Origin of the sequence: Amorphoplanes digitatis (genome assembly GCF_014205335.1) — a bacterium.
GTDB classification, from domain to species: domain Bacteria; phylum Actinomycetota; class Actinomycetes; order Mycobacteriales; family Micromonosporaceae; genus Actinoplanes; species Actinoplanes digitatus.
The window spans coordinates 5,556,370-5,577,063 of sequence record NZ_JACHNH010000001.1; the positions used below are offsets into that span (position 1 = coordinate 5,556,370).

Below are 20,694 nucleotides of genomic sequence, written 5' to 3' on the forward strand. Positions count from 1 at the left end.
ACAACAGCCCGGCTAGACCTCGTCGAGCCGGAAGCCGACCTTCATCGTGACCTGGACGTGGCCGATCTCGCCGTTCTCCAGGTGACCGCGGATCTCGGTCACCTCGAACCATTCGAGGTGATGCAGGGTCTGCGCGGCCCGCTTCACGGCGTTACGGATCGCCTGATCCACGCCGTCGTGCGAGCTGCCGACGATCTCGGTCACGCGATAGGTGTGCTGGCTCATCTCGTTCCCTCCCAAAGGCGGTCCTGGATGACGCATCGCCCATCATTATGGCTCCGCGGCGTTCCCCAAAGGCCACTCGCGGCAACGGCCGGGGACATAACGTCGCTCTTGTGACTGCGGATGATTCCGCGCCGGAGGACCCCGTGCCCGGAAGGGCACTGCGCCGGATCTGGCGCTGGCCGGTGCGGTGGCTGCTGGCGGGCGGCTTCGGTATCGCCGCGGCGGGGTTGATCCTGGTCGCGTTCAGCTCGTACGGGCGGATCGACTCGCTGGTCACGAATCAGGTGCCCGTGGCGCGCGCCAACGAGGTGATGCACCGCGTCGACATCGTCCGGTCCGACGTACAGGACGCCGAACGTGGCCAGCGCGGCTTCATCATCACCGGCCAGGAGGAGTACCTGGCGCCCTACCATCGGGCGCTCGGCAGGATCGACGAGAGCGTGGTACGCCTGCGGCAGCTCACGGCCGGCGACCCGGAACAGCAGCGGCTCCTGTCCGACCTGGACGAGGCCCTCGGCGACAAGCTGGCCGAGATGAATCAGACGATCACGCTCCGGCGCGAGCAGGGTTTCGAGGCCGCCCAGCAGTTGGTACTCACCCAGCGCGGCACGCGGGCGATGAGCCAGATCGAGGCGCTGCTGCTACAGATGCACGCCTATCAGGACCACCAACTGCAACAGCTGCAACGGATCAGCACCGCGCGCGCGGAGGCCACCCAGCGGTTGATCATGTGGACGTCCCTGCTGAGCCTGCTGGTCGTCGCGGCCGTCGGGTACACGGTGACCCGCGCGGTGAGCGTGCCGGTCGGCCGGGTGACGACGGCGGCCAGGCGGATCATCCGCGGCGACCTGGCGGAGCGGGTCGACGCGACGGGTCCGTCCGACCTCGCGGAGATGGCCACCCTGGTCAACACCTCGATGGAGGTCATGGCGTCGGCCCGGGACGAGGCCGTGGCGGCCACCACGGCGAAATCCGCCTTCCTGGCCACGATGAGCCACGAGATCCGGACGCCGATGAACGGCGTCATCGGCCTGGTCGCGCTGCTGCTGCGCACCGATCTCGACGAGACCCAGCGCCGGTACGCCGAGAGCATCCGCGCCGCCGGCCGGGCCCTGGTCGCGGTGATCAGCGACATCCTCGACTTCTCCAAGATCGACGCCGGCGCGCTGGTGCTCGACGAGACCGACCTCAACCTCGGCAGCATCGTCGAGGACGTCCTCGACATGGTCGCCGAGACCGCGCGCGTCAAGAAGCTGGAGCTGATCGGCCAGTGCCACCACGACGTGCCGCAGTGGCTTCGCGGCGACCCCGTGCGGGTACGCCAGATCCTGCTGAACTTCACCACCAACGCCATCAAGTTCACCGACCGCGGCGAGGTCTCCGTCGTCATCCGTATGGCGCCGGGATCGCCGGCACCGGCCGCCGGGCCGGTAGTCGTCCGGCTCCAGGTCAGCGACACCGGGATCGGCATCAGCCGGGAACTGCACGACCGGCTCTTCGACGCGTTCACCCAGGCGGACGTCTCCACCACCCGCCGGTACGGCGGCAGCGGTCTCGGCCTGGCGATCTGCCGGGAGCTGGCCACGGCGATGGGCGGCGAGATCGGCGTGGACAGCGAGCCCGGCCGGGGCAGCACCTTCTGGTGCGACATCCCGCTGAAGCGGGACGCGTCCGCGCGGGCGCCGCAGGCGCACCTGGCGAGCCTCGCGGGGCTACGGGTGCTCGTGGCCGACGACAACGCCACCACCCGGGAGGTCCTCGAGGAGCAGCTCAGCAGCTGGGCGATGGTGACCACGGCCGTGGACTCCGGTGAGCAGACGGTCGAGCACCTGTGGCAGGCGTCGATCGCCGGGCGGCCGTACGACGTCGCCCTCATCGACCAGGTCATGCCCGACGGCGACGGCGCGGAGCTGGCCGCCCGGATCCGGGAGCACCCCGGCATCCCGCCGCTCCCGGTCGTGCTGCTGAGCAGCGAGACCGTGCCGCCCGAGCGGCTGCGGGAGGTGGGCATCGCCGCCGAGGTCCGCAAGCCGGTGCAGCAGTCCGCGCTGTTCAACACCCTGATCGACATCGCCTGCGAGGAGTCGCCCGCCACGGAGCCCGAGCCGGCCGACACCGGGCCCGCCGAGCCCCCGCCGGTGCGGGGACGGGTGCTGCTGGTCGAGGACAACGCCACCAACCAGATCGTCGCGGCCGGGGTCCTCGCCCACCTGGGGTTCGAGGTGGACATCGCCGCCGACGGTGTGCAGGCGCTCGACCGCGGCGCGGACCGCACCTACCTCGCCGTCCTGATGGACTGCCAGATGCCGCGCATGGACGGATACGAGGCGACGCGCCGATGGCGCGAGCGCGAGGAGCAGGCCGCCGCGCCCGGCGAGCCACCGGCCCGCACCCCGATCATCGCGATGACGGCGGCCGCGCTGAAGGAGGACCGCGAGCGGTGCCTCGCCGCCGGGATGGACGACTACCTCAGCAAGCCCTTCGAGCCCGACGATCTCGCCGACGCCCTCGGCCGCTGGCTGGATCAGGCGGAGCCGGAACCGGCGGAGACGCCCGGGCCGGACCTGCCCGCGGACACGATCGCCCATCGCCTCGCCGACCTGCGCCGCTACGCGCAGCCCGACACCGTCACGAACCTGATCACCACGTTCCTCGACGAGGCACCGGGCCAGCTCGCCGAGCTGGACCTCGCCGTCGCCGCGGGCGACGCCGACGCCGTCCGGTTCGCCGCGCACAGCCTCAAGGGCGCCGCGTCCAACCTCGGCGCCGGCGCGATGGCGTCGGTCTGCGAGATCCTCGAGGCCTCGGCACTCCACCACGATCTGACCGGCGCACGCGACACGCTCGGCCGCCTGCACATCGAGTTCGCCGATGTCCGAGGAAGGCTCAAATCCGCCTAAAGCACTATAAAAGTCAGCTACCATTCATCGTTACGCGTCTCGAGATGGGAACTTGCGATGAGCACCGTCCTCGTCGTCGATGACCAGAGAGCCAACCGTGAGCTGGTCCGCGACATCCTGACCTACCGCGGGCACACGGTCATCGAGGCGCACGAGGGCGGCGAGGCGCTCGGCCTGGCGCACGCCCGGCACCCCGACCTGGTGCTCACCGACGTGCTCATGCCCGGCATGGACGGCTACCAGCTCGCGCAGGAGCTCCGCGCGGCCCCCGACACCGCCGACACCCCCATCGTCTTCCTCACCGCCAACTACCTGCCCGCCGAGGCGCAACCCGTCGCCGAGGCCTGCGGCGTCGCCGACGTCCTGCTGAAGTCCACCGACCCGCAGACCCTGCTGCGCACCGTCGACCGGGCGATCGCCACCGCCGCCGGGACGCACACCAGCTTCGACGCCGACCACGCCGCCCGGGCACGCCGGCGGGCCGTCGACGCGAAACTGCTCGAACGCACCAACGTGCTCGCCGAGACCGCGGCCCGCTTCCAGCTGATGGCCGACCACTCCCCCGTCGGCACCGTCTTCGGCGACCGGCACGGCCACGCCAACTACGTCAACGGCAGGTTCGTCGCCATCATGGGCATGCCCACCGACGAACTGCTCGGCCTGCGCTGGCTGCGCTGCGTCGCCCCCGACCGGCGCGAGGCCATCCTCGCAGTGGTCGGCGGCCGCGGGCAGGCAGGCGGGCAGCACCAGTTCCGCGGCCAGGTCACCCTGCCCGACAACCGCCAGCGCTGGCTGCACGTCAACGTCCAGTCGATCCCGGACAGCGCCGCGCACGGCTTCATCGCCACCGTCGACGACATCACCGCCGCCGTCGAGACCGAGCAGCAGCAACAGGAGTGCGAGCGCAAGCGCTACGTCGACGCCCGCATCCAGGCCGCCCAGCGCCTGGAGGGCCTCAGCCGCCTGGCCGGCGGGGTCGCACACGACTTCAACAACATCCTCGGCGCGATGCTCGGCTTCGAGGGCCTGATCACCGACACCGTCACCGAACTCACCCAGACCGGCACGCTGCCGGCCGACACCGGCCGCATGCTGCTCAACGACCTCGGGCAGATCCGCAAGGGCGGGCGCCGGGCCACCGACCTCACCCAGCAGCTGCTCACGTTCGGCAGCCGCAAGCAGCTGTCCGTGACCCCCATGGACCTCAACGAGGCGATCCGCGAATCCAACGACCTGCTGGCACCCAGCATCGGCCGGCAGGTCGGGGTCATCACCCACCTGGCACCGGACCTGCGCCCGATCCTCGCCGAACCCGTAAACGTCGGCCAGATCCTGCTCAACCTCACCATGAACGCCCGCGACGCGATGCCCGCCGGCGGCACCCTCACCATCACCACGTCCACCATGGACGTCCGCGGCGACGACAGCCCCGACGCCGGCCTCCCACCCGGCCGGTATGCCCGGCTCACCCTGCGCGACACGGGCAGCGGGATGACACCCGAGATCCTCGACCGCGCCCTAGAACCCTTCTTCACCACCAAGCCCAAGGGCACCGGCGCCGGCCTCGGCCTCGCCACCACCTACGGCCTGGTCAACCAGCTCGGCGGCTCACTGCGCATCGAATCGGACCCGGAGCACGGCACCACGGTCACCATCCACCTGCCCACCACCGAACACGCGGTCGAGACCCCGCCACCGGCACCCGGCACCCCGGCCTCGGGCGGCCACGAGACAATCCTGGTCGTCGACGACGAGCCCGGCATCCGCGAAACGGTAGCCCGCAACCTGACCCACGCCGGCTACACCGTCATCACCGCCGCCGACGCCGACGAGGCACTGACCGTCGCCGCCGACCACGACACCATCGACCTCCTGCTCACCGACGTCGTCATGCCCGGCACGACGGGCCCAGACCTGGCCCGCCGCTTCGCCACCGACCGCCCCGCCAGCCGGGTCCTGCTGATGTCCGGCTACGCCGAAGGCCTCATCGACCACCACGGAATGCTCCCACCCGGCACCACCCTGCTGGCCAAGCCCTTCACCGCAACCCAACTCCTCACCGCGGTCCGCACCGCCGTCCAATCCCACCAACCGACGTAACCAGCCCGCGGCGATTCGGACGTCCGTTGTTCGAGGGCCGGGTGCGCGAGATGATCTTCGGGTGGGCACTCGTTTTGTTGGTATCGCCGAGATGGCTGAGGTTCCGTCGGTCGCTGTCGTGATCGACGTCATGCGCGCCTTCACGGTGACCGCCTGGGCCTTTGCTCAGGGTGCGGAGAAGGTCGTTCTTGCCGGGTCGCTGGAGGAGGCGCTGACGCTCAAGGCGCGCCATCCGGAGTGGGTCACGCTCAAGGACGGTCCACCGGCACCCGGGTTCGACCTGGTCAACTCGCCAGGTCTGCTGAGATCCATGGATCTTTCAGGGCGGACGGTGGTGCAGAAGACGACCAACGGAACGGTCGGCGTCCACGCGGCCAAGGGTGCGTCGTTGCTGGTATGCGCCAGCTTCGTGGTGGCGGAGGCAACGGCCCAGCTCCTGCGGGAGCACGAAGGTGACGATGTCACGTTCGTCGTCACCGGCGACCACGGCCGGGCCGACGAGGACCTGTCGTGCGCTCAATACATCGCGCGCCGAGCCGCCGGGGCGAAAGTCGATGCGGCCGGGTTCCTCGATCGTGCTGCCGGCTCCAGTGCCGCCGCCGAGCTGACGGCCGGAGTGCGGCGTGGCGTTCCAGGCCTGCATGCCGATGACGTAGCGCTCTGCCTGGAGGTCGACCGGTTCCCCTTCGCCATGGTGGTGACCCTCGAAGACCCGCACGTGGTCCTGCGTCCGCGTGTGATCGACGCGGCAGACTGACGTCCACCGGTTCTGCGAGTAGGAACGGATCGGCCACCTCGCGGAGCGGGAGTGGGTGTGACCGGTGCCGGTCGCCGATTCGGTTCGGTGCGCCTTGCGGTGGCGCGATATCGCCCGTCTGCGCATTCCCTCGGGATTCGCGCGGCCTCCGGCCCGTCAGGCTTCGCTCCCAGGACCTCCACCGCGAAGACATGCCACTCACAGGTTCGGCTGCGATTACCGGCCCGACGTGGCCGATCCAGCAGGCGCAGAAGTCGCGCTCAGCGTCTGTCAGCGAGTCTCACCTGGCGATCGACTTCCTCTGACGGGCACGTCCGGGCGGACCCCACCCGCCCAGCGGCCCCGCCCGGCGCGCGCGTCGGCCGGTTTCGCCTGGCAGGCGGCTTCGGTCGACGGATGCGCCAGCGCAGGTTCCGCCCGGCCCGGAGTCCCTTCCGGGTAGCGCATCTGAGCGGGCTTCGGGTGGCGTGCAGTCTCGCCCGGCGGATGCGCCGGTGCAGATTCCACCCCGTCCGTGGCCCCTTCCGACGAGCACACGCTGGTCGATTTCGCGCGGCGGGCGGACTCGCTCGGCGGATGCGTGCGGGTAGATCCCACCTGACCAGCAGTCCATTCCGCCGGACGCCTCTGGGTGGGCTTCGCCTGGTCCGCGGGTCCGTTCCGCAGATGCGCCTTGGCCGGTTTCGCCGGGCCGCCGGCCACGTCCGGCAAGCATGTCAGGGCTGGTTTCGCCTGGCAGGCAGCCACGCCCGGCAAGCATGTCAGGGCTGGTTTCGCCTGGCAGGCAGCCACGCCCGGCAAGCATGTCAGGGCTGGTTTCGCCTGGCAGGCAGCCACGCCCGGCAAGCATGTCAGGGCTGGTTTCGCCTGGCAGGCAGCCACGCCCGGCAAGCATGTCAGGGCTGGTTTCGCCTGGCAGGCAGCCACGCCCGGCAAGCATGTCAGGGCTGGTTTCGCCTGGCAGGCAGCCACGTCCGGCAAGCATGTCTGGGCTGGTTTCGCCTGGCAGGCAGCCTCGTCCGACGAATGCGTCTGGGTAGGTTCCACCTCGCCAGGGATCCCGCCAGGCGAGCATGTCCGGGCCGGTCTCAGCCGACAAGAAGCCTTGCTCGGCAAACGGGCCCGGGTAGGTTCCGACTCGCAGGCGATCCCCTTCGGCGAGCGCGCCCTCGTCGGCTCCGCCGGGCTAGCGGACTCGTTCCGCGGATGCGCCGTGGTCGGTTCGCCGGGTCGGTTCGCCCGGTGGGTGGTTTGACTGAGCCGGTGCGGCTGACGGGATTCGGTCTTGCCTGGGGGCTCGGTCTGGTTGCTGTCCTGCCTTTCGAGGTGGCGAGGCGGATCGTGGGGGGTCGAGGTGGTGCGGCCCGGTGCCGGGTGTCGGGTCGGTTTGATGTGGACTGGTTTGGCTGGGCGGCGCGGTTGCGGGACTGCTGGGCGTCGTTCGGCCGGGAATGCGGTGGGGCGCCCGTCGTCTCGGTTGCGCAGCTGGCGCAGGCGCCGGGCGTGGCGTTGAGTGAGGCCCCATGCGCGGTGTCGCTCGTGGTGGCGGCGGAACTCGTCGCGCTCGGGAGAGTAGTTGCGGGATGCGGTGCGGTCGCGCATGGCGGCCAATTCGCTGGTGGTGAAGAATTGAAGCTGCCGCATGGAATTATTATCCCGGACCGGCTGACGCTTGTCCTTTCCGATCCGTTTTAGATCATGCCAACTTATCGACGATGAACACCCTGGCAAGAAATTGATCGCGTGACCAAACTAACACCACAATAGAGCTCGAAACAGACCCCTCACATGGTCGCCGTTTCGCACGATGCGGCCAGACCATCCGGTGGCCACTTCCATCAGAGCAGGCGGCCTGAGCTGTTGACATACGGCCCAGACGATCACACTCGCCGCGAGCGAGAATCGCACGCTTCGGCATTCCGCAACCGATCGAGATCATTTCGAGTTTTGCAATCTTTGTTGCCGACTCGGCAAACCACTGCCGCGTCGGAGCGCAACATCACGTGAAAGTCGGCGAGTATCCGTCGTGGGCCACCTTGAAGCTTGAGAATGCAGGATGCCGCGAGGCCGAGGGGAACGAGGCGCGAGAATAGTCGGCGATTTGGCTCATGGTGCACCCCTATTTGGATGGTCGTCGATCTGCGGCCCACTGGCGCGGGAGCGGGTGGGAGCGAGGTGTTCGGAGGCGCGCGGTCACCGTGATCGAGATCGGTTGTCCGCTGCTACCTGTGGACGACGATCCGCGGGCGAGGGCTCCTCGGACGCGACGGCGCCGGCCCTGGTCGGAGTGCCGAACTCCGTGGCCGGTTCCTGGAGCAGGTCAGGCGCCGGTGGTGGCTGCGTGTCGCATCGGCTCGTGTTCTGGTGGCGGGTCGGGACCAATGGCTCTGTCCGGGCTGGAGGCGGCGCGTGATGATGGAAGCAGAAGCCCACCGGTACCGGGGTGAAAGCCTCGGGTGGTGGACACGGCGCGGCGAGTCGGTACGGCCCGCCGAACGGTGTGTCGCCACGGGTTGCCAGAAGCGCCACGCCGGCGGGCTTTCTTCACGCCAGTGACAGTCCGGTCAGGGCTCGGCGGTGAGCAGGACCTCGGAGACGTCGCGGCGGGGGGTCGGGCGGCCCGGGTGGCCGTAGCCGAAGCGCAGGGCGAGTTGCGGTACGCCCGAGCGGCCGAGGGCGCGCCGTAGCTGGTCCCGGGCCGCCGGGACCTCGATCGGCTGGGACAGCATCGACGTCGCAAGGCCCGCGTCGGTCGCGGTCAGCAGCACCTTTTGCAGCGCCTGGCCCGCGACGATCTGGTCGACCGGGAGGTCGCCGATGACGCCGAGGATGCCGATGAGGGGCTCGGGCTCGTAGTCGCGGCCGGGGCCGCGCCGGTGGTCGGAGAACGCGCGCTGCGGCAGCAGGTCCTGCGGCTCGGCGGCGGGGGCGCCCGCGGTGACCGGGACGCCGTCCGGCGCCGCGTCGGCGTGGGTCCAGCCGGCCATCTCCGACTGGTAGCGGACGTCGCGGCGCAGTACCCGGTCCGCGCTGCTGGCGATCTCCGCGAAGCCGCTGAGCGCCGTCATCCCGACCAGCAGGTCGAGCCAGGCGCCCTCGGAGCGGGCCGCGTCGATCAGTCGCAGCCGGGTCTCGGCGGGTACCGGATCCGGCCAGAACGGCGCGCGGTTGCTGAAGCGGCGCGGTATGGCCGCGAACAGGTCCACCTCCGCGTAGGTCGCCTCTCGGGCCCGGCCGGGGGTGAGGCGGGCGATGAGGTCCGGCTCGGATCGGTCCGGGCGCAGCTCGACCGCCGCCGGTGTGCCCGCGGCGGCCAGGGCCAGCCGGGCGTTGTAGAGCGCCGCGCCGCAGGCGAGCCGTACCGCCCAGCCGGCCCGGTCGGCGACCGGGAGCCGGCGGGCCGGGTCCGCGAGCACCTCGATCGCGCCGGCGCGCAGGCGGAACAGCCACGGCTGGGTGTTGAGCAGGGACGGCGCACGGATACCGGCCCCGGCCGCGCGCAGCAGGTCGGCCTCGGAATATGACGTCATTGTGGTCTCCCTCCCGCTGATCACGCGGAACCGGCGAAGGCGGCGCCGGCTTCCCGGGCTGACCCGCCTCCCCTCACCCTGCCCGCCGGCCGCCGGCATGTGCAGGGCCGAAGGTCCCGGCATCACGCCGACCGCCAGCGCGCGCAAGACCGAAGGCCCCGGAATCACGCCAGCCGCCGACGTGCGCAAGACCGAAGGCCCCGGCATCACACCGACCGCCAGCGCGCGCAAGACCGAAGGCCCCGGAATCACACCGACCGCCAGCGCGCGCAAAGCCGAAGGCCCCGGAATCACACCGACCGCCAGCGCGGGCAAGGCCCAAGGCCCAAAGCCCAAAGCCCAAAGCCCAAAGCCCCGGCATCACACCGACCGCCGGCGCGGGCAAGGCCGAAGGTCCCGGCGTTACCCGGTGGTTGGCACTCGGGTGGCGCGGCGTCGGCGCGTCCTGAGGAGGGCGCGGCCTGCGAGTAGGGCTGCCACGGCGACGACCTGGCCGGCTAGGAGGATGCGGTTGACGTCGACGACCGGGCGCCAGGTGATCTCGCCGTTCTTGAGGACGAATACGCCGAGGGGCTTGGCGGCCGTGCCGAAACCGCCGCCCATGCCGCGCCCTTCCCGGCCCGTGCCCTCCTGACCGCTGCCGCTTCCGCCGCCGGCGCCGCCGCCGACCTTGGCCACCGGCAGGAGCAGTACCCCTTCGTGCACGATCGGGGCGCCGAACACCCGGGCGACCGTGGCGGAGTCCATCGCCTCCTGGAGGGTTTCCATCAGCCGTGCGTCCTGTGCCGGGTTGACCGTCATGACGGATCCCTTCCTCGACGTGGGTGTTCCCGTCCGCATCCTCACCGTACCGACGGCGGCGGCCCAGGTCAGGCGAAGCCGTGAGGCTCCAAACTGGACGGATGAAATTTCGTTTGCGCCGGCGACTTCGCGGGGTTTGAATCCGGGAGACGAATGGGCGCCGATCGATGTGATTCGCTGCGGGCCGGCCCGGTCCCGTGGCATGCCGGCGCATTCCTACGGGGGAGGTACGGGCATCGTGCAAACACGTCTTCGAACACGTAGCCGCGGCAGGCGGGCGGTGGCGCGACTCGCGGTCGCCGTGCTGGCGGCGGGCGGGATCCTCGCCGTCGGGCAGCCGGCGCTGGCCGCGACGTCGGCGCCGAGGGCGACGGGCGGTGGGGCCACCACCGACGCCCGGGTCTGGGAGATCGTCGGGACGGCGGCGGCGTCGCGGGTGCGGATGACGCCGTACCGGGTCGGTGTGGCCGGTGCGACGGTGAACAACCAGCGGTGGCAGTGGGAACGGGTGGCCTCCAGCACGACGGCGGGCATCACCTGGCGGATCAAGAACGTCGCCAGCGGGCTGTGCCTCGACAAGAACTCCGCGAACGCCGTGGTGATCTCCGCGTGCGGAACCGCGACGAGCCAGCGGTGGCGGGCGCCGTTGAGCGACCCCTACGGCGGATGGACGCTGGTGAACGGGGCCAACTCCCAGTGCCTTCAGGTGGTCGGGTCCAGCACGGCCAGCGGCGCGCTGCTACAGACCGCGGCCTGCTCGGGCATCGCCTCGCAGCGGTGGCGGCTGCGCACGGCGCCTTCGGACTGCACGGTCCGCAGCCGGGACTGGACGATAACCGAGGTGTGCGCCACGCAAGGCGCCGAGCGGATGATCGGCGTGACCGCGAACTGGCGGCAGTATCCGGTGAACATGAACTGGCTCGACCCCGAGCTGTTCATCCTCACCAACACCACGAACACGTACACGCAGGTGCGGCCACTCAAGCCGGACTACGGCCAGGGCGCGACGGGCGTCGAGTTCGGCAGCCGGGCCGAGCGCAGCATCGAGAAGACCGGCACCGTCTCGTACGGGGCGTACTGGCTCGAGTGGAACTCGACCACCGAGCAGTATCACGCCCTGACGACCAGCCAGGCGCCCCGCTCGAACGTCGCCGACGGGCGGAGCCACACATACATGCTGCTCGGCAAGGGCGACGCCGGGCAGTGGGATCTGCTCTACGACTACAACACGGTGGCGACCACGGCGTTGCAGGCCGGCGGCAGCACCCGCGTCTCGCGCAGCGGGATGGCCGTGCGGTACCCGCAGGTGACGACGACCGCGACGCCGTTCGAGCTGCGGATGCAGCTGATGGACGGCAACGGGGTGTGGCGGCGGCCGTACCTGGGTGAGACCGGCACGGGCGAGCCGAAGACCTGTGAGACGCCGCCGCGCTACGAGGACTGGATCTACGACACGGTGAACATGCCGCCGAACTGCTTCAGCGCCTCCTACAGCACCACCGCCACCGATCCCGTGCAGTTGGACGCCTTCACGGTCGGAAAGCCGGCCACCGCCACCGTCCTACAGACGGCCGGGATGGCGAAGCCGATGACCGCCGGGCAGGCCCGCGCGGCCGTCGCCCGGGCGATCGACGTCGTCGGCACGGAACCCGCCACCGTGACCACCAGGAGTGCCCGGCACGTGGTGACGTCGGCGGCGCGGGTGCGGTCCATGGCGGCATCACACGACAAGTTCTACGACGGCTACGTGGCGGTGTTCGACGCGGCGTCCGGTCGCCTGATCTCCGCCTGTCTCGGCGCCGGCTGCCGGGAGGCATCGTGACCACGCAGAGGAGAACACGGATGTTCATCAAGGTGCTTTCGCTGGCGGCCGCGCTCGCCGTCGCCGCGATCCCGGCGGCCTCGGTGAAGGCCTCGCCGCCGGGCGCCTCGGACCACGCCTTCGTCGAGCAGGGCCGGCGTTTCGCGAAGCCGGCCGAGCCGGGCCGGCTCCCGATCGCGCCGTTACCGGGTCCCGGCACCGCCGCGACGCTGCCCGTCCTGCCGCAACTGGCACCCGAGGATCCGCCGCCACCGCCGACCAAGGAGGAGTGCCGCGACGAGCCGGACGCGCAGACCCAGCCGGGTGACCTCAGCGGCTGGTACAAGAACCGGTACAGCTGGTGTGCCTGGGGCGAGTTCAGCGCGCCCGGCCGCGACGTCACCACCGGGCAGATCGTCGCGAACTTCTCCGTGGACTTCACCGTCATCGGGTACGGCAACAACGGCGCCCGCCAGTTCGACTACCTGGTCTACATCGACGACGTCGACTACTCCGGCGCCGGTGTGAACTGGGCGGCGGCAACCCTCGGCGTAGCCTTCGCCGGCTGTAACACCGCCATGAGCTGCCCCAGCACCAGCCGGATCTCAACGGTTCCGGGATGGCAGGCGGTGAACACCGCCGCGTTCACGTTCACCTCGCCGGAGGTGTCCGGTGCCGGCGTCCAGCTCGTCGACTCGACGATGACGCTCAGCCTGGACTTCGCGACGCCCACCCAGCCGGAATGGGTGTGGGGCGCGCCGGGCGGGGTCGATGTCGCGAAGTCGCCGATCCGCTACGACTCCGCGAGCTACGTCGGGCGTGCCCGCGGCGCGGTCTTCCCGCTGTACCGGCTCGTGCTGGAGGTCGACCTCAAGCAGTCCAATCAGGACGAGAGCGCCCTGCACATCCTGCACGCATACGACCGGCCGCAGCTGACGTTCCCCAGTTGGCTCGGCAAGTCCGTGCCGGGTAAGACCGAGCCGCTGACCCGCATGTACAACGACACCGCCAAGGAGGGCAACCGGCGCAAGTCCGAGGCCATGTGTGCCGCGGTCTTCGGCAGCTGGAACAGCGATCTCGACAACTGCGACGAGTTTCCGTTCGCGTCGACCTACGAGGGTTCCAGGACGGGCCCCGAGACCTACAACTGGGGCGAGCGGTACTCCGTGCGCCTCATCGACAAGACCGACAACCAGTATGTCGGCAACACGCTCCTCGAGGTGAATTTCTATCGGGCGCTGCGCGTGCTGGACGGCGACAAGTTCTACGTCACCGTTCTGCGGTAGCCCGGGCGAAAATGCGACGCGCCGGACACCGTGCCGGCGCGTCGCCGTCAATCCTCGTCGTCCTCCCAGCGGGGCTCGGACAACACCCGCCAAAGACAGATTCGATAATGCTCGATCCCGGCCAGTGCACCCACGATGGCGGGGCCGACGCCCTCGTCCCGTAGCCGCCGGGCCCGGGCCCGGCCGTAACCGAGCACCCGTACCCCGTACGTGCCGGGGCCGTCCGGCAGGTCGACGCCGCGCTGGAACGCCTCGTCCGCCGACTGCGGGACGCTGAGCAGGCCGCCGGGCACCTCGAGCCGGCCGTCGCGCAGCAGGTCGGCGGACTCGTCCGCGGCCGGCTCCCCGGCGAGCACCTCGACCTGCACGCCGATGCGGACCAGGTCGCAGACCACCTCGACCATGACCGCATTGGGCGCCCAGCCGACCACCTCGCGGCTCGCCGCCGACACCGCCGTCGCGAAGTTGTCGGATTCCTCACAGGACGGATCGTGCATCCCGAACATGCGGTAGTTGCAGCTGACCGTCGTGCGCCGAATCGGGGCCGGACCTGCATTCATCACTGGCCGTGCGTCCTAACTGGAGTGCCGAAGTCCGACTCACCCACTGATATCACAACGATCGGGAGTGGCATCGACTTCCTACGATCCACCCGACTGAAGCACACCCCTTTCGAAAGGCAGCTTGCATGCCATTCACCCCCAGCCGTCTGGCGAGCGCGGGAATCGCCGGCGTGATTCTCGCCGCCGGTGCCGTCGCGCCCGTGGCGGCCACGCCGCCCCAAGAAGCCACCGCATCGTTCGTCGTGCGGGCCAAACCCGACAAGACCAGCGCCAAGGAACGCAAGCGCGTCGACAGCGTCAAGACGCCCAAGCTCGGCTGGTACAAGTGCTACGGAACCGCGGAATGCGCGACCGTCCGCCTGCCGCTCGACTACGACAAGCCGAAGGGCGCGACCACCGAGATCGCCGTCCTGCGGATCAAGGCCCGCGACCAGAAGCGCAAGATCGGCAGCCTGTTCCTGAACCCGGGCGGCCCCGGCGGCTCCGGCGTCGACATCGCGCTGGCCGCACCCTCGTTCCTGAGCGACACGCTGCTCGACCGCTTCGACATCGTCGGCGTCGACCCGCGCGGCATCGCCAACAGCGACAACATCAAGTGCTTCAAGTCCACCCGGGACCAGACCCTGGCGTACAAGGGCCTCAACGTCGCCTTCCCGTACGGCAAGGGCGAGGAGAAGGCCTACATCAAGTCCGCGAAGGCCGTGGCCAAGGGCTGCTCGACCACCGGCAAGAAGATCGCCGGCGCGATGTCGACCGCCGAGGTCGTCCGGGACATGGACGTGCTGCGCCGCGCCGTCGGTGACAAGAAGCTCAGCTACCTGGGCTTCAGCTACGGCACCGCGATCGGCCAGTACTACGCCAACATGTTCCCGGACCGGGTACGCGCGGTCGTCGTCGACGGCGTCATCGACCCGGTGTCGTGGACCGGCACGAAGAAGACCCAGAACCAGATCCAGGACGAGCGGATGCGCTCCGCGGACGGCGCGTACAAGGCGCTCAAGGAGATCCTCACGCGCTGCGACAAGGCCGGCCCGGTGTACTGCGCCTTCTCCGACGGCGACCCGGTCAAGAACTTCGAGGCCATCGCCGCGAAGCTGCGCAAGAAGCCGCTCGTGATCACCGACGAGTGGGGCACCTACACGGTCACCTACGCGGACTTCGTCGGCGGCGTCCTCGGCGCGCTCTACGGCATGTACGCGGGCGATTCGGTCACCCAGATCTCGGCCGAGCTGTGGCAGCTGCTGTTCGCGAGCGGCACCGCCAAGGCGACCGCGAAGGCCGCGATGATCAAGCGGATCAAGGACGCCCGGGCCACCCGGCCCGCCCGCGACTTCCCGTACGACAACGGCTTCGAGGCGTTCAGCGGCGTCATGTGCACCGACGGGCTGCACCCGAAGGACGCGAACTCCTGGCCGGCGGCGACCGTCAAGGCGGACAAGCGGGCGAAGTACTTCGGCCGCGCCTGGGCCTGGGGCAGCGTGCAGTGCGCCCGCAACTCCTGGACCGTGCGCGACGAGGACGCCTACACGGGCCCGTTCACCCGTCGCACCGCGGCGCCGGTGCTCGTGGTGGGCAGCTACTGGGACCCGGCGACCAACTACGTGGAGGCGGTCTCCTCGGCCAAGCTGCTGCCGAACAGCCGGCTGCTGTCCAGCACGAACTTCGGGCACACCGCGTACGGCACCGGGGCGTGCGCCACCAAGGCGATCGACGACTACCTGCTCCGCGGCACGCTCCCGGCCAAGGGCAAGGTCTGCCAGGGTGACGTCCAGCCGTTCACCGAGCCGCTCGAGCCGGACGAGGACGAGAAGAGGTCGACAATGCGGGCCGACGAGTCGAAGCAGCTCCCGCCGGTCGCGGACCAGATTCCGGCGTCCACGCTCAACGGCACCCGTTAACCCGTACCGGAAATAGATCGTGACCCGGGCACGCGCTCGCCGTGCCCGGGTCACCCTGACGCTACGGTGTCCTCGTGGTCGCGGCTCTCGAACTCTATCTCGACGTCCACGCGACGCGGCGGCTCCGAACGCTGTGGCACGCGCTGGAGGCCGAGGGCATCCCGACCCTGGCCTCGCTGCTGGCCGAGCGGCACCGCCCGCACCTGTCACTGGTCGCGGCGGCCCGGCTGGAGCCGGAGCCGGTCGCGGCCGCGCTCGCGGACCTCGACCTCGGCGTCGGGCTGACCCTGGACCTCGATTTCGTCGGCCAGTTCGTGGGCCGCGTGCTGTGGCTGGGTGTCACCCCGACGGCCGCGCTGCTCGAGGTGCACCGGGCGGTGCACGAACGCCTGGCGGCGGCCGGGATCGAGGTCTGGGACCACTACCGGCCGGGCCGGTGGGTGCCGCACTGCACGGTCTCGATGCGGGTGCCCAACCCGCTGCTCGCCACGGCGCTGCGCCGCTGCCTGGAGGTCCTGCCGGTGCGGGCGACGGTGACCGCGGCGTCCGTGACGGATCACGCGAACGACATCGCGCACACCCTCACGGCTTAGATCCGGGCCGCATTCGTCTCACGTCGGCGGCACGGCGGCCGATGGTTGCGGTCAGATTCGATCGCGAGGAGGCGGACCATGTCGGTCAGTTCCGTAGGTGCGGGCGCGATGTTCGCGTTCCGGGCGGCGACCGGGGCGGGCACGCCGTCGCCGGAGGCGCGGCAGGGTGAGGTCAACGCCCAGGCGGACCTGTTGCAGGCGCTGATGGGCCTGCGCATGCCCGCGATCGCGGCCGCCCGGTTGTCCGACGGCACCGGGATCGACCTGTACCTGTAAGTGCTGGTCACACCCCGTCACAGGGCGATGTCGCTGGCGCCGCTGATGCGGTCGATGCGCAGCCGGCACAGCATCTCGCCGTCGACGGCGTTCCGCTTGCCGTAGTCGGTCGCGAGCCGGGCCGGCACGTACCGCTCGGCGATCCTGGTCGCCCATTCGAGCAGGTCCGGTGCCTGGGTTTCGAGGCTGACCACGCCCCGGACCACGACGAAGTCGTAGGGGAACTCGGACACGTCCACGGTGAGCGCCGCCCGCGGATCGGCCCGCAGGTTGCGCCCCTTGACGGTCTGCGCGCCGGTGTTGAACACCAGGTCGTCGCCGTCAAGCACGAACCAGATCGGCGCCACGTGCGGCTCACCGGTCGGCGAGGCCGTGGCCAGCTTGCCCGTGCGGCTGCCGACGGAGATGAAATCGAGTGCTTCCTGCCGGGTCATCGCTGCCATCCACCCAGCATGCCCCGCGGGAGCCCGCCCCGCGCGCGACCGGCCGGTCGTCACCGGCCCGGGGTACCGGCCCTGGCCAGCGACAGGTAGTGATCGCGCTCCGGTTTGCCGAGATGCTCGATCGAGTACCGCAGCGCCGTGCGCGGCATCGTCGCCGCGTGCCGGTCCAGGAAGGCGCGCAGCCGGCCGGCGTCGTGGTCACCGGCCGTGCGCAGCATGCCGCCGACGACCGTCTGCACGAAGTGCTCCGGGTCGTCGACGAGCAGCTCGGAGATGGCGTACATGTCGTCGAGGTCGCCTCGGCGCACGAACAACATGGTGGCCCAGATGGCGGTGCGCCGCTCCCACACGTTCTCCGAGCGGGCCAGCCGGTACAGCTCGTCGCGCGGCTTGTCCAGCAGGTATCCGCCGATGACGTACTGCGCGCCGAGGTCGACGAGCCCCCAGTCGTCGATGCGGTCCATCCGGCGCAGGTACAGCTCGTAGAGGCCGCGGCGCTCGTCCTCGCCGGTCCGCTTCCGGCGCGCCTTCTTGTCCATGATCGACAGTGCGCCGACGCGAGCCTCGTAGACGGACTCGTCCAGCAGGACCTCGACCTCGCCGAGGGGCAGGTCGAGGTACTCCTTGGCCAGGTTGAAGACGGTACCCATGGCCAGACCGAGGTGGTCCGGGCCGGGCTCGGACCCATCGGCGCGGCGCGGGGCCGCGCGCAGGCGATCAACGAAGGCGGAGGCGGTAACGTCGGCCACGGCTACCATCCTGCTCGACCGCGTACCCGAACACCAGCGTCACGCGACGGCGGCCGCGTCCCGGACCGCGTGGCCGATGGTGGCGCGCAGCGCGGCGTACGCGGGCAGCCCGCGCAGCTCGTCGGGGGGCAGCCCGGCCCGCGGCAGGTCGACGGCGACGTCGAGGACGACCCGGCCGGGGCGGGCGCTGAGAACGACGACCCGGCTACCGAGGAAGACGGCCTCGTCGACGCTGTGCGTCACGAAGACCGACGTGCGGCCGGTCGCGGCGCTGACCCGGCGCAGATCCTCCTGAAGGCGTTCGCGGGTGAGCGCGTCGAGCGCGGCGAACGGCTCGTCGAGCAGCAGCAGCGGGTTGTCGACGGCCAGCGCGCGGGCGATGGCCACCCGCTGCTGCTGGCCGCCGGAGATCTGCCAGGTGCGCCGGTGCGCGATGCCGTCCAGCCCGACCTTCGCCAGCAGAGCCGGCACCCGGGCGACCCGCTCCTGGCGGGGCACCCCGGCGTAGCGCAGCGCGAGCTCGACGTTGCCGCCGACGGTCAGCCACGGGAACAGCCGCGGCTGCTGGAACACCAGGCCGGCGCCGTGGCCGGGGCGGGGCACCGCCCCGGCGGTGCGCACGCTGCCGGACGTCGGTTCCTCGAACCCGGCGATGAGGCGGAGCAGGGTGCTCTTGCCGCAGCCGGACGCGCCGACCAGGACGAGGAACTCCCCCGCGGCCACGGTGAGATCGACGGGCCCCACGGCGGTGACCGCCGCGGCGCCGGCGCCGTACACGTGCTCGACCTGGCTGATCTCGATGGCGGCCTCCGCCGCGGCGCGGGTGTCAGGAGAGGACACCCGGCAGGCCCTTCACGTAGATGGCCTTCTCGACGCTCGCCAGGTCCGGCACGGAGTCGATCTTCTGCTGCGCCTTCAGGAACTCGGCGGCGTTGAGCAGATTCTGGGCGAGCTTGCCGACCTTCGCCTCGGTGCCGAGCCACTCGTCCGACGACAGGTCGCCCGGCTTGAGGAAGACGCCCTGCGCGAGCTGCGCCTTCGCGTCGTCGGCGCTGATGTTGAGCTCCGCGCCGACCGCCGCGGAGGCGGCCGCCGGGTCGCTCGCGATCAGGTCAAGGGCCTGCGCCTCGGCCTTGCGCCACGCGTCGACGGCGTCGGGGTGCGCGGTGGCGAACGCGGTGGAGACCACGCCGAGGTCCAGCGTCGGCTTGCCCGCCGTGGCCAGTTCGCGGCTGGTGATCAGGACCTTGCCGGTCTTCTTGAGCTCGTCAAGCGACGGCAGCCACGAGTAGGCGGCGTCGACGTCGCCGCGGGTCCAGGCCGCCTGGATGTCCTGCGGCTCCAGGTCGACGATGGTCAGCTCGGACTCCTTGATGCCGGCCCGGTCGAGCGCGGCGAGCAGGCTGTAGTGCGCCGTCGAGGCGAACGGCGTGGCGACCTTCTTCCCGCGCAGCGCCTCGATCGAGGTGACCCCGCTGCCGTTGCGGGCGACCAGCGCCTCGTTGTCCCCGGCGACGTCGAGCACGAACGCCACCTGGTACGGAATGTTCAGCGGGGCGGAAAGGCCCCGGGCGACCGGGCTGGAGCCGATCGCGGCGATGTCGATGCTCTTGGCGACGAACGCGGTGTTGATGCTGGCGCCGGAGTCGAACTTGGTCCAGGTGATCTTGTAGCCGGGCAGGGCCTTCTCGAGCAGCCCCTGGTTCTTGACGATGAGGTCGCCGCTCGGGAACGCCTGGTACGCGAGCCGGATGGTCTTCTGCTGGGGATCGGCATTGCCACTGGCGGCGCCGTCGCCGCAGGCGGCGGTCGCGGCGACGAGCAGGGCGGCGGCGAGGAGGCGGGTGATCTTCATGGGGGGTTCCTTTATCTAGGCGCGGCCCCGCCACGGGATCAGCCGGTTCTCGGCGGTCCGCAGCAGGGCGTCGATGAGCAGGCCGGAGAGGCCGATGGCGAAGAGGCCGAGCACGACGACGTCGGTCTGTGAGTAGCGCTGTGCGTCGCGGACCATGCCGCCGATGCCGGGTACGCCGTTGATGGTCTCGGCCGCGACCACCGAGGAGTACGCGATGCCGACCGCGAGCCGGACGCCGGTGAAGATCTCCGGCTGCGCGCTGGGCAGCACCACGTCCCGCACGACCTGCCACCGCCCGGCGCCGAGCGCGCGGGCGGCCTCGACCAGCCCGGTCGGCGCGGAGTAGACCGCCGACGCGGTGGCGACGGCGACGGGCGGGAGGGCCGCGATGGACAGCAGCCACAGCTTGGGGGTCTCGTCGATGCCGAACCAGATGATGAACAGGCTGAAGTACGCCAGCGGCGGAAGCGCGCGCACGAACGTGACCACCGGCTCGACGACCACCCGGATCCAGGGCACGGTGCCCATCAGGATTCCGAGGAGCAGGCCGCCGCCGACCCCGATCAGGGAACCGATGACGATGCGGCGCAGGCTGACGCCGAGGTGCTCGGCGAGCAGGTGGCCGCTGTAGCCGCGGATGCCGTCGTGGGTGGTGGAGGTCAGCACCAGCTGGTGCCAGACCGCGCCCGGCGAGGGGATGAACGTCGGGTTCTCGGTGACCCGGGCGGCCAGCTCCCACAGCAGGTAGAGCACGACGAGGGCCAGCACCCGCAGCCCGATCCGGCGACGGCGCCCGCCCGACGAGCGCGCGGAACGCGTCGCGCCCGGGCCGGTCGCGGGCGCGGCCGGCCTTTCGACTACAGAGGTGCTCACGGGGTATTTCCTACCTTGCCTATGGGGATACGGCAAGGGGTTGT

Annotated in this window: 19 protein-coding genes; 10 read left to right on the forward strand and 9 right to left on the reverse strand. The window is 70.6% G+C overall.

All coding sequences use genetic code 11. The features are described 5' to 3' along the window. Positions 1–12: 12 nt before the first annotated feature. Positions 13–225: a dodecin gene (locus BJ971_RS24455; protein WP_184995544.1), complete on the reverse strand. Its 213-nt coding sequence runs from the start codon at positions 223–225 to the stop codon at positions 13–15. 110 nt (positions 226–335) lie between these two features. On the opposite strand from BJ971_RS24455, the gene BJ971_RS24460 reads away from it, so the two are divergent. The 5 genes from BJ971_RS24460 to BJ971_RS24480 all read left to right on the forward strand — a co-directional run bounded on the left by BJ971_RS24460 (position 336) and on the right by BJ971_RS24480 (position 7,677). Beyond that, a complete protein-coding gene (locus BJ971_RS24460; protein ID WP_184995545.1) occupies positions 336–3,125 on the forward strand; it encodes a response regulator in 2,790 nt (929 codons plus the stop codon). 57 nt (positions 3,126–3,182) lie between these two features. Further along, entirely contained in the window at positions 3,183–5,225 is a 2,043-nt protein-coding gene (locus BJ971_RS24465; protein ID WP_184995546.1) for a response regulator, read from the forward strand. 61 nt (positions 5,226–5,286) lie between these two features. Further along, complete coding sequence (locus BJ971_RS24470; RefSeq protein ID WP_184995547.1) at positions 5,287–5,982, forward strand: 2-phosphosulfolactate phosphatase; 696 nt, start codon at positions 5,287–5,289, stop codon at positions 5,980–5,982. 673 nt (positions 5,983–6,655) lie between these two features. Then, the gene (locus BJ971_RS24475) at positions 6,656–7,237 is read left to right on the forward strand and encodes a hypothetical protein (protein WP_184995548.1); all 582 of its coding nucleotides are present in this window, start codon (positions 6,656–6,658) and stop codon (positions 7,235–7,237) included. Further along, a complete protein-coding gene (locus tag BJ971_RS24480; RefSeq protein ID WP_184995549.1) occupies positions 7,234–7,677 on the forward strand; it encodes a hypothetical protein in 444 nt (147 codons plus the stop codon). Before BJ971_RS24475 ends, BJ971_RS24480 begins: the two co-directional genes overlap by 4 nt. Before the next feature lie 869 nt (positions 7,678–8,546). Here the strand turns inward: BJ971_RS24480 and BJ971_RS24485 are convergent. Together BJ971_RS24485 and BJ971_RS24490 are read right to left on the reverse strand one after the other, a co-directional pair. Further along, the gene (locus BJ971_RS24485) at positions 8,547–9,512 is read right to left on the reverse strand and encodes an Acg family FMN-binding oxidoreductase (RefSeq protein ID WP_184995550.1); all 966 of its coding nucleotides are present in this window, start codon (positions 9,510–9,512) and stop codon (positions 8,547–8,549) included. A 402-nt stretch (positions 9,513–9,914) separates the two neighbouring features. Then, the gene (locus BJ971_RS24490) at positions 9,915–10,313 is read right to left on the reverse strand and encodes a spore germination protein GerW family protein (protein ID WP_239087447.1); all 399 of its coding nucleotides are present in this window, start codon (positions 10,311–10,313) and stop codon (positions 9,915–9,917) included. 280 nt (positions 10,314–10,593) lie between these two features. Between BJ971_RS24490 and BJ971_RS24495 the strand changes: the two genes are divergently transcribed. Both BJ971_RS24495 and BJ971_RS24500 read left to right on the forward strand, forming a co-directional pair. After that, a complete protein-coding gene (locus BJ971_RS24495; protein ID WP_184995551.1) occupies positions 10,594–12,135 on the forward strand; it encodes an RICIN domain-containing protein in 1,542 nt (513 codons plus the stop codon). A 20-nt stretch (positions 12,136–12,155) separates the two neighbouring features. Beyond that, complete coding sequence (locus tag BJ971_RS24500; protein WP_184995552.1) at positions 12,156–13,400, forward strand: NucA/NucB deoxyribonuclease domain-containing protein; 1,245 nt, start codon at positions 12,156–12,158, stop codon at positions 13,398–13,400. Positions 13,401–13,447: 47 nt separating this feature from the next. Here the strand turns inward: BJ971_RS24500 and BJ971_RS24505 are convergent, their stop codons facing one another. Next, positions 13,448–13,906 (reverse strand): hypothetical protein, encoded by a 459-nt coding sequence (locus BJ971_RS24505; RefSeq protein ID WP_184995553.1) that lies wholly within the window; start codon positions 13,904–13,906, stop codon positions 13,448–13,450. 182 nt (positions 13,907–14,088) lie between these two features. On the opposite strand from BJ971_RS24505, the gene BJ971_RS24510 reads away from it, so the two are divergent. The 3 genes from BJ971_RS24510 (at position 14,089) to BJ971_RS24520 (ending at position 16,730) form a co-directional block, all read left to right on the forward strand. Beyond that, on the forward strand, positions 14,089–15,861 hold the full coding sequence (locus tag BJ971_RS24510) for an alpha/beta hydrolase (RefSeq protein ID WP_184995554.1): 1,773 nt from the start codon (positions 14,089–14,091) through the stop codon (positions 15,859–15,861). Positions 15,862–15,935: 74 nt separating this feature from the next. Next, entirely contained in the window at positions 15,936–16,454 is a 519-nt protein-coding gene (locus BJ971_RS24515; RefSeq protein ID WP_184995555.1) for a 2'-5' RNA ligase family protein, read from the forward strand. Positions 16,455–16,532: 78 nt separating this feature from the next. Continuing rightward, positions 16,533–16,730 carry a hypothetical protein gene (locus tag BJ971_RS24520; RefSeq protein ID WP_184995556.1) on the forward strand — a complete coding sequence of 66 codons (198 nt, stop codon included), beginning with the start codon at positions 16,533–16,535 and terminating at the stop codon, positions 16,728–16,730. Between the two features lie 17 nt (positions 16,731–16,747). Here BJ971_RS24520 and BJ971_RS24525 read toward each other — a convergent pair whose 3' ends face one another. Genes BJ971_RS24525 through BJ971_RS24545 form a run of 5 tightly spaced genes read right to left on the reverse strand, consistent with a single transcriptional unit; the run spans position 16,748 to position 20,650 of the window. Further along, positions 16,748–17,173: a PPOX class F420-dependent oxidoreductase gene (locus tag BJ971_RS24525; protein WP_203709298.1), complete on the reverse strand. Its 426-nt coding sequence runs from the start codon at positions 17,171–17,173 to the stop codon at positions 16,748–16,750. 50 nt (positions 17,174–17,223) lie between these two features. Next, on the reverse strand, positions 17,224–17,922 hold the full coding sequence (locus BJ971_RS24530; RefSeq protein WP_184995557.1) for a DNA alkylation repair protein: 699 nt from the start codon (positions 17,920–17,922) through the stop codon (positions 17,224–17,226). 39 nt (positions 17,923–17,961) lie between these two features. After that, positions 17,962–18,762, reverse strand: a complete 801-nt coding sequence (locus BJ971_RS24535; RefSeq protein ID WP_184995558.1) for an ABC transporter ATP-binding protein — start codon at positions 18,760–18,762, stop codon at positions 17,962–17,964. Further along, the gene (locus BJ971_RS24540) at positions 18,749–19,777 is read right to left on the reverse strand and encodes a taurine ABC transporter substrate-binding protein (protein WP_184995559.1); all 1,029 of its coding nucleotides are present in this window, start codon (positions 19,775–19,777) and stop codon (positions 18,749–18,751) included. The genes BJ971_RS24535 and BJ971_RS24540 overlap by 14 nt, the downstream gene beginning before the upstream one ends. A gap of 15 nt (positions 19,778–19,792) precedes the next feature. Next, on the reverse strand, positions 19,793–20,650 hold the full coding sequence (locus BJ971_RS24545) for an ABC transporter permease (RefSeq protein WP_239087446.1): 858 nt from the start codon (positions 20,648–20,650) through the stop codon (positions 19,793–19,795). Positions 20,651–20,694: the final 44 nt, after the last annotated feature.

Coding starts and splice junctions, on each gene's coding strand:
- BJ971_RS24540 (WP_184995559.1), bottom strand. CDS start 19,777: ATGAAGATCACCCGCCTCCTCGCCGCCGCCCTGCTCGTCGCCGCGACC.
- BJ971_RS24510 (WP_184995554.1), top strand. CDS start 14,089: ATGCCATTCACCCCCAGCCGTCTGGCGAGCGCGGGAATCGCCGGCGTG.
- BJ971_RS24490 (WP_239087447.1), bottom strand. CDS start 10,313: ATGACGGTCAACCCGGCACAGGACGCACGGCTGATGGAAACCCTCCAG.
- BJ971_RS24485 (WP_184995550.1), bottom strand. CDS start 9,512: ATGACGTCATATTCCGAGGCCGACCTGCTGCGCGCGGCCGGGGCCGGT.
- BJ971_RS24455 (WP_184995544.1), bottom strand. CDS start 225: ATGAGCCAGCACACCTATCGCGTGACCGAGATCGTCGGCAGCTCGCAC.
- BJ971_RS24505 (WP_184995553.1), bottom strand. CDS start 13,906: ATGTTCGGGATGCACGATCCGTCCTGTGAGGAATCCGACAACTTCGCG.
- BJ971_RS24465 (WP_184995546.1), top strand. CDS start 3,183: ATGAGCACCGTCCTCGTCGTCGATGACCAGAGAGCCAACCGTGAGCTG.
- BJ971_RS24520 (WP_184995556.1), top strand. CDS start 16,533: ATGTCGGTCAGTTCCGTAGGTGCGGGCGCGATGTTCGCGTTCCGGGCG.
- BJ971_RS24500 (WP_184995552.1), top strand. CDS start 12,156: ATGTTCATCAAGGTGCTTTCGCTGGCGGCCGCGCTCGCCGTCGCCGCG.
- BJ971_RS24525 (WP_203709298.1), bottom strand. CDS start 17,173: ATGGCAGCGATGACCCGGCAGGAAGCACTCGATTTCATCTCCGTCGGC.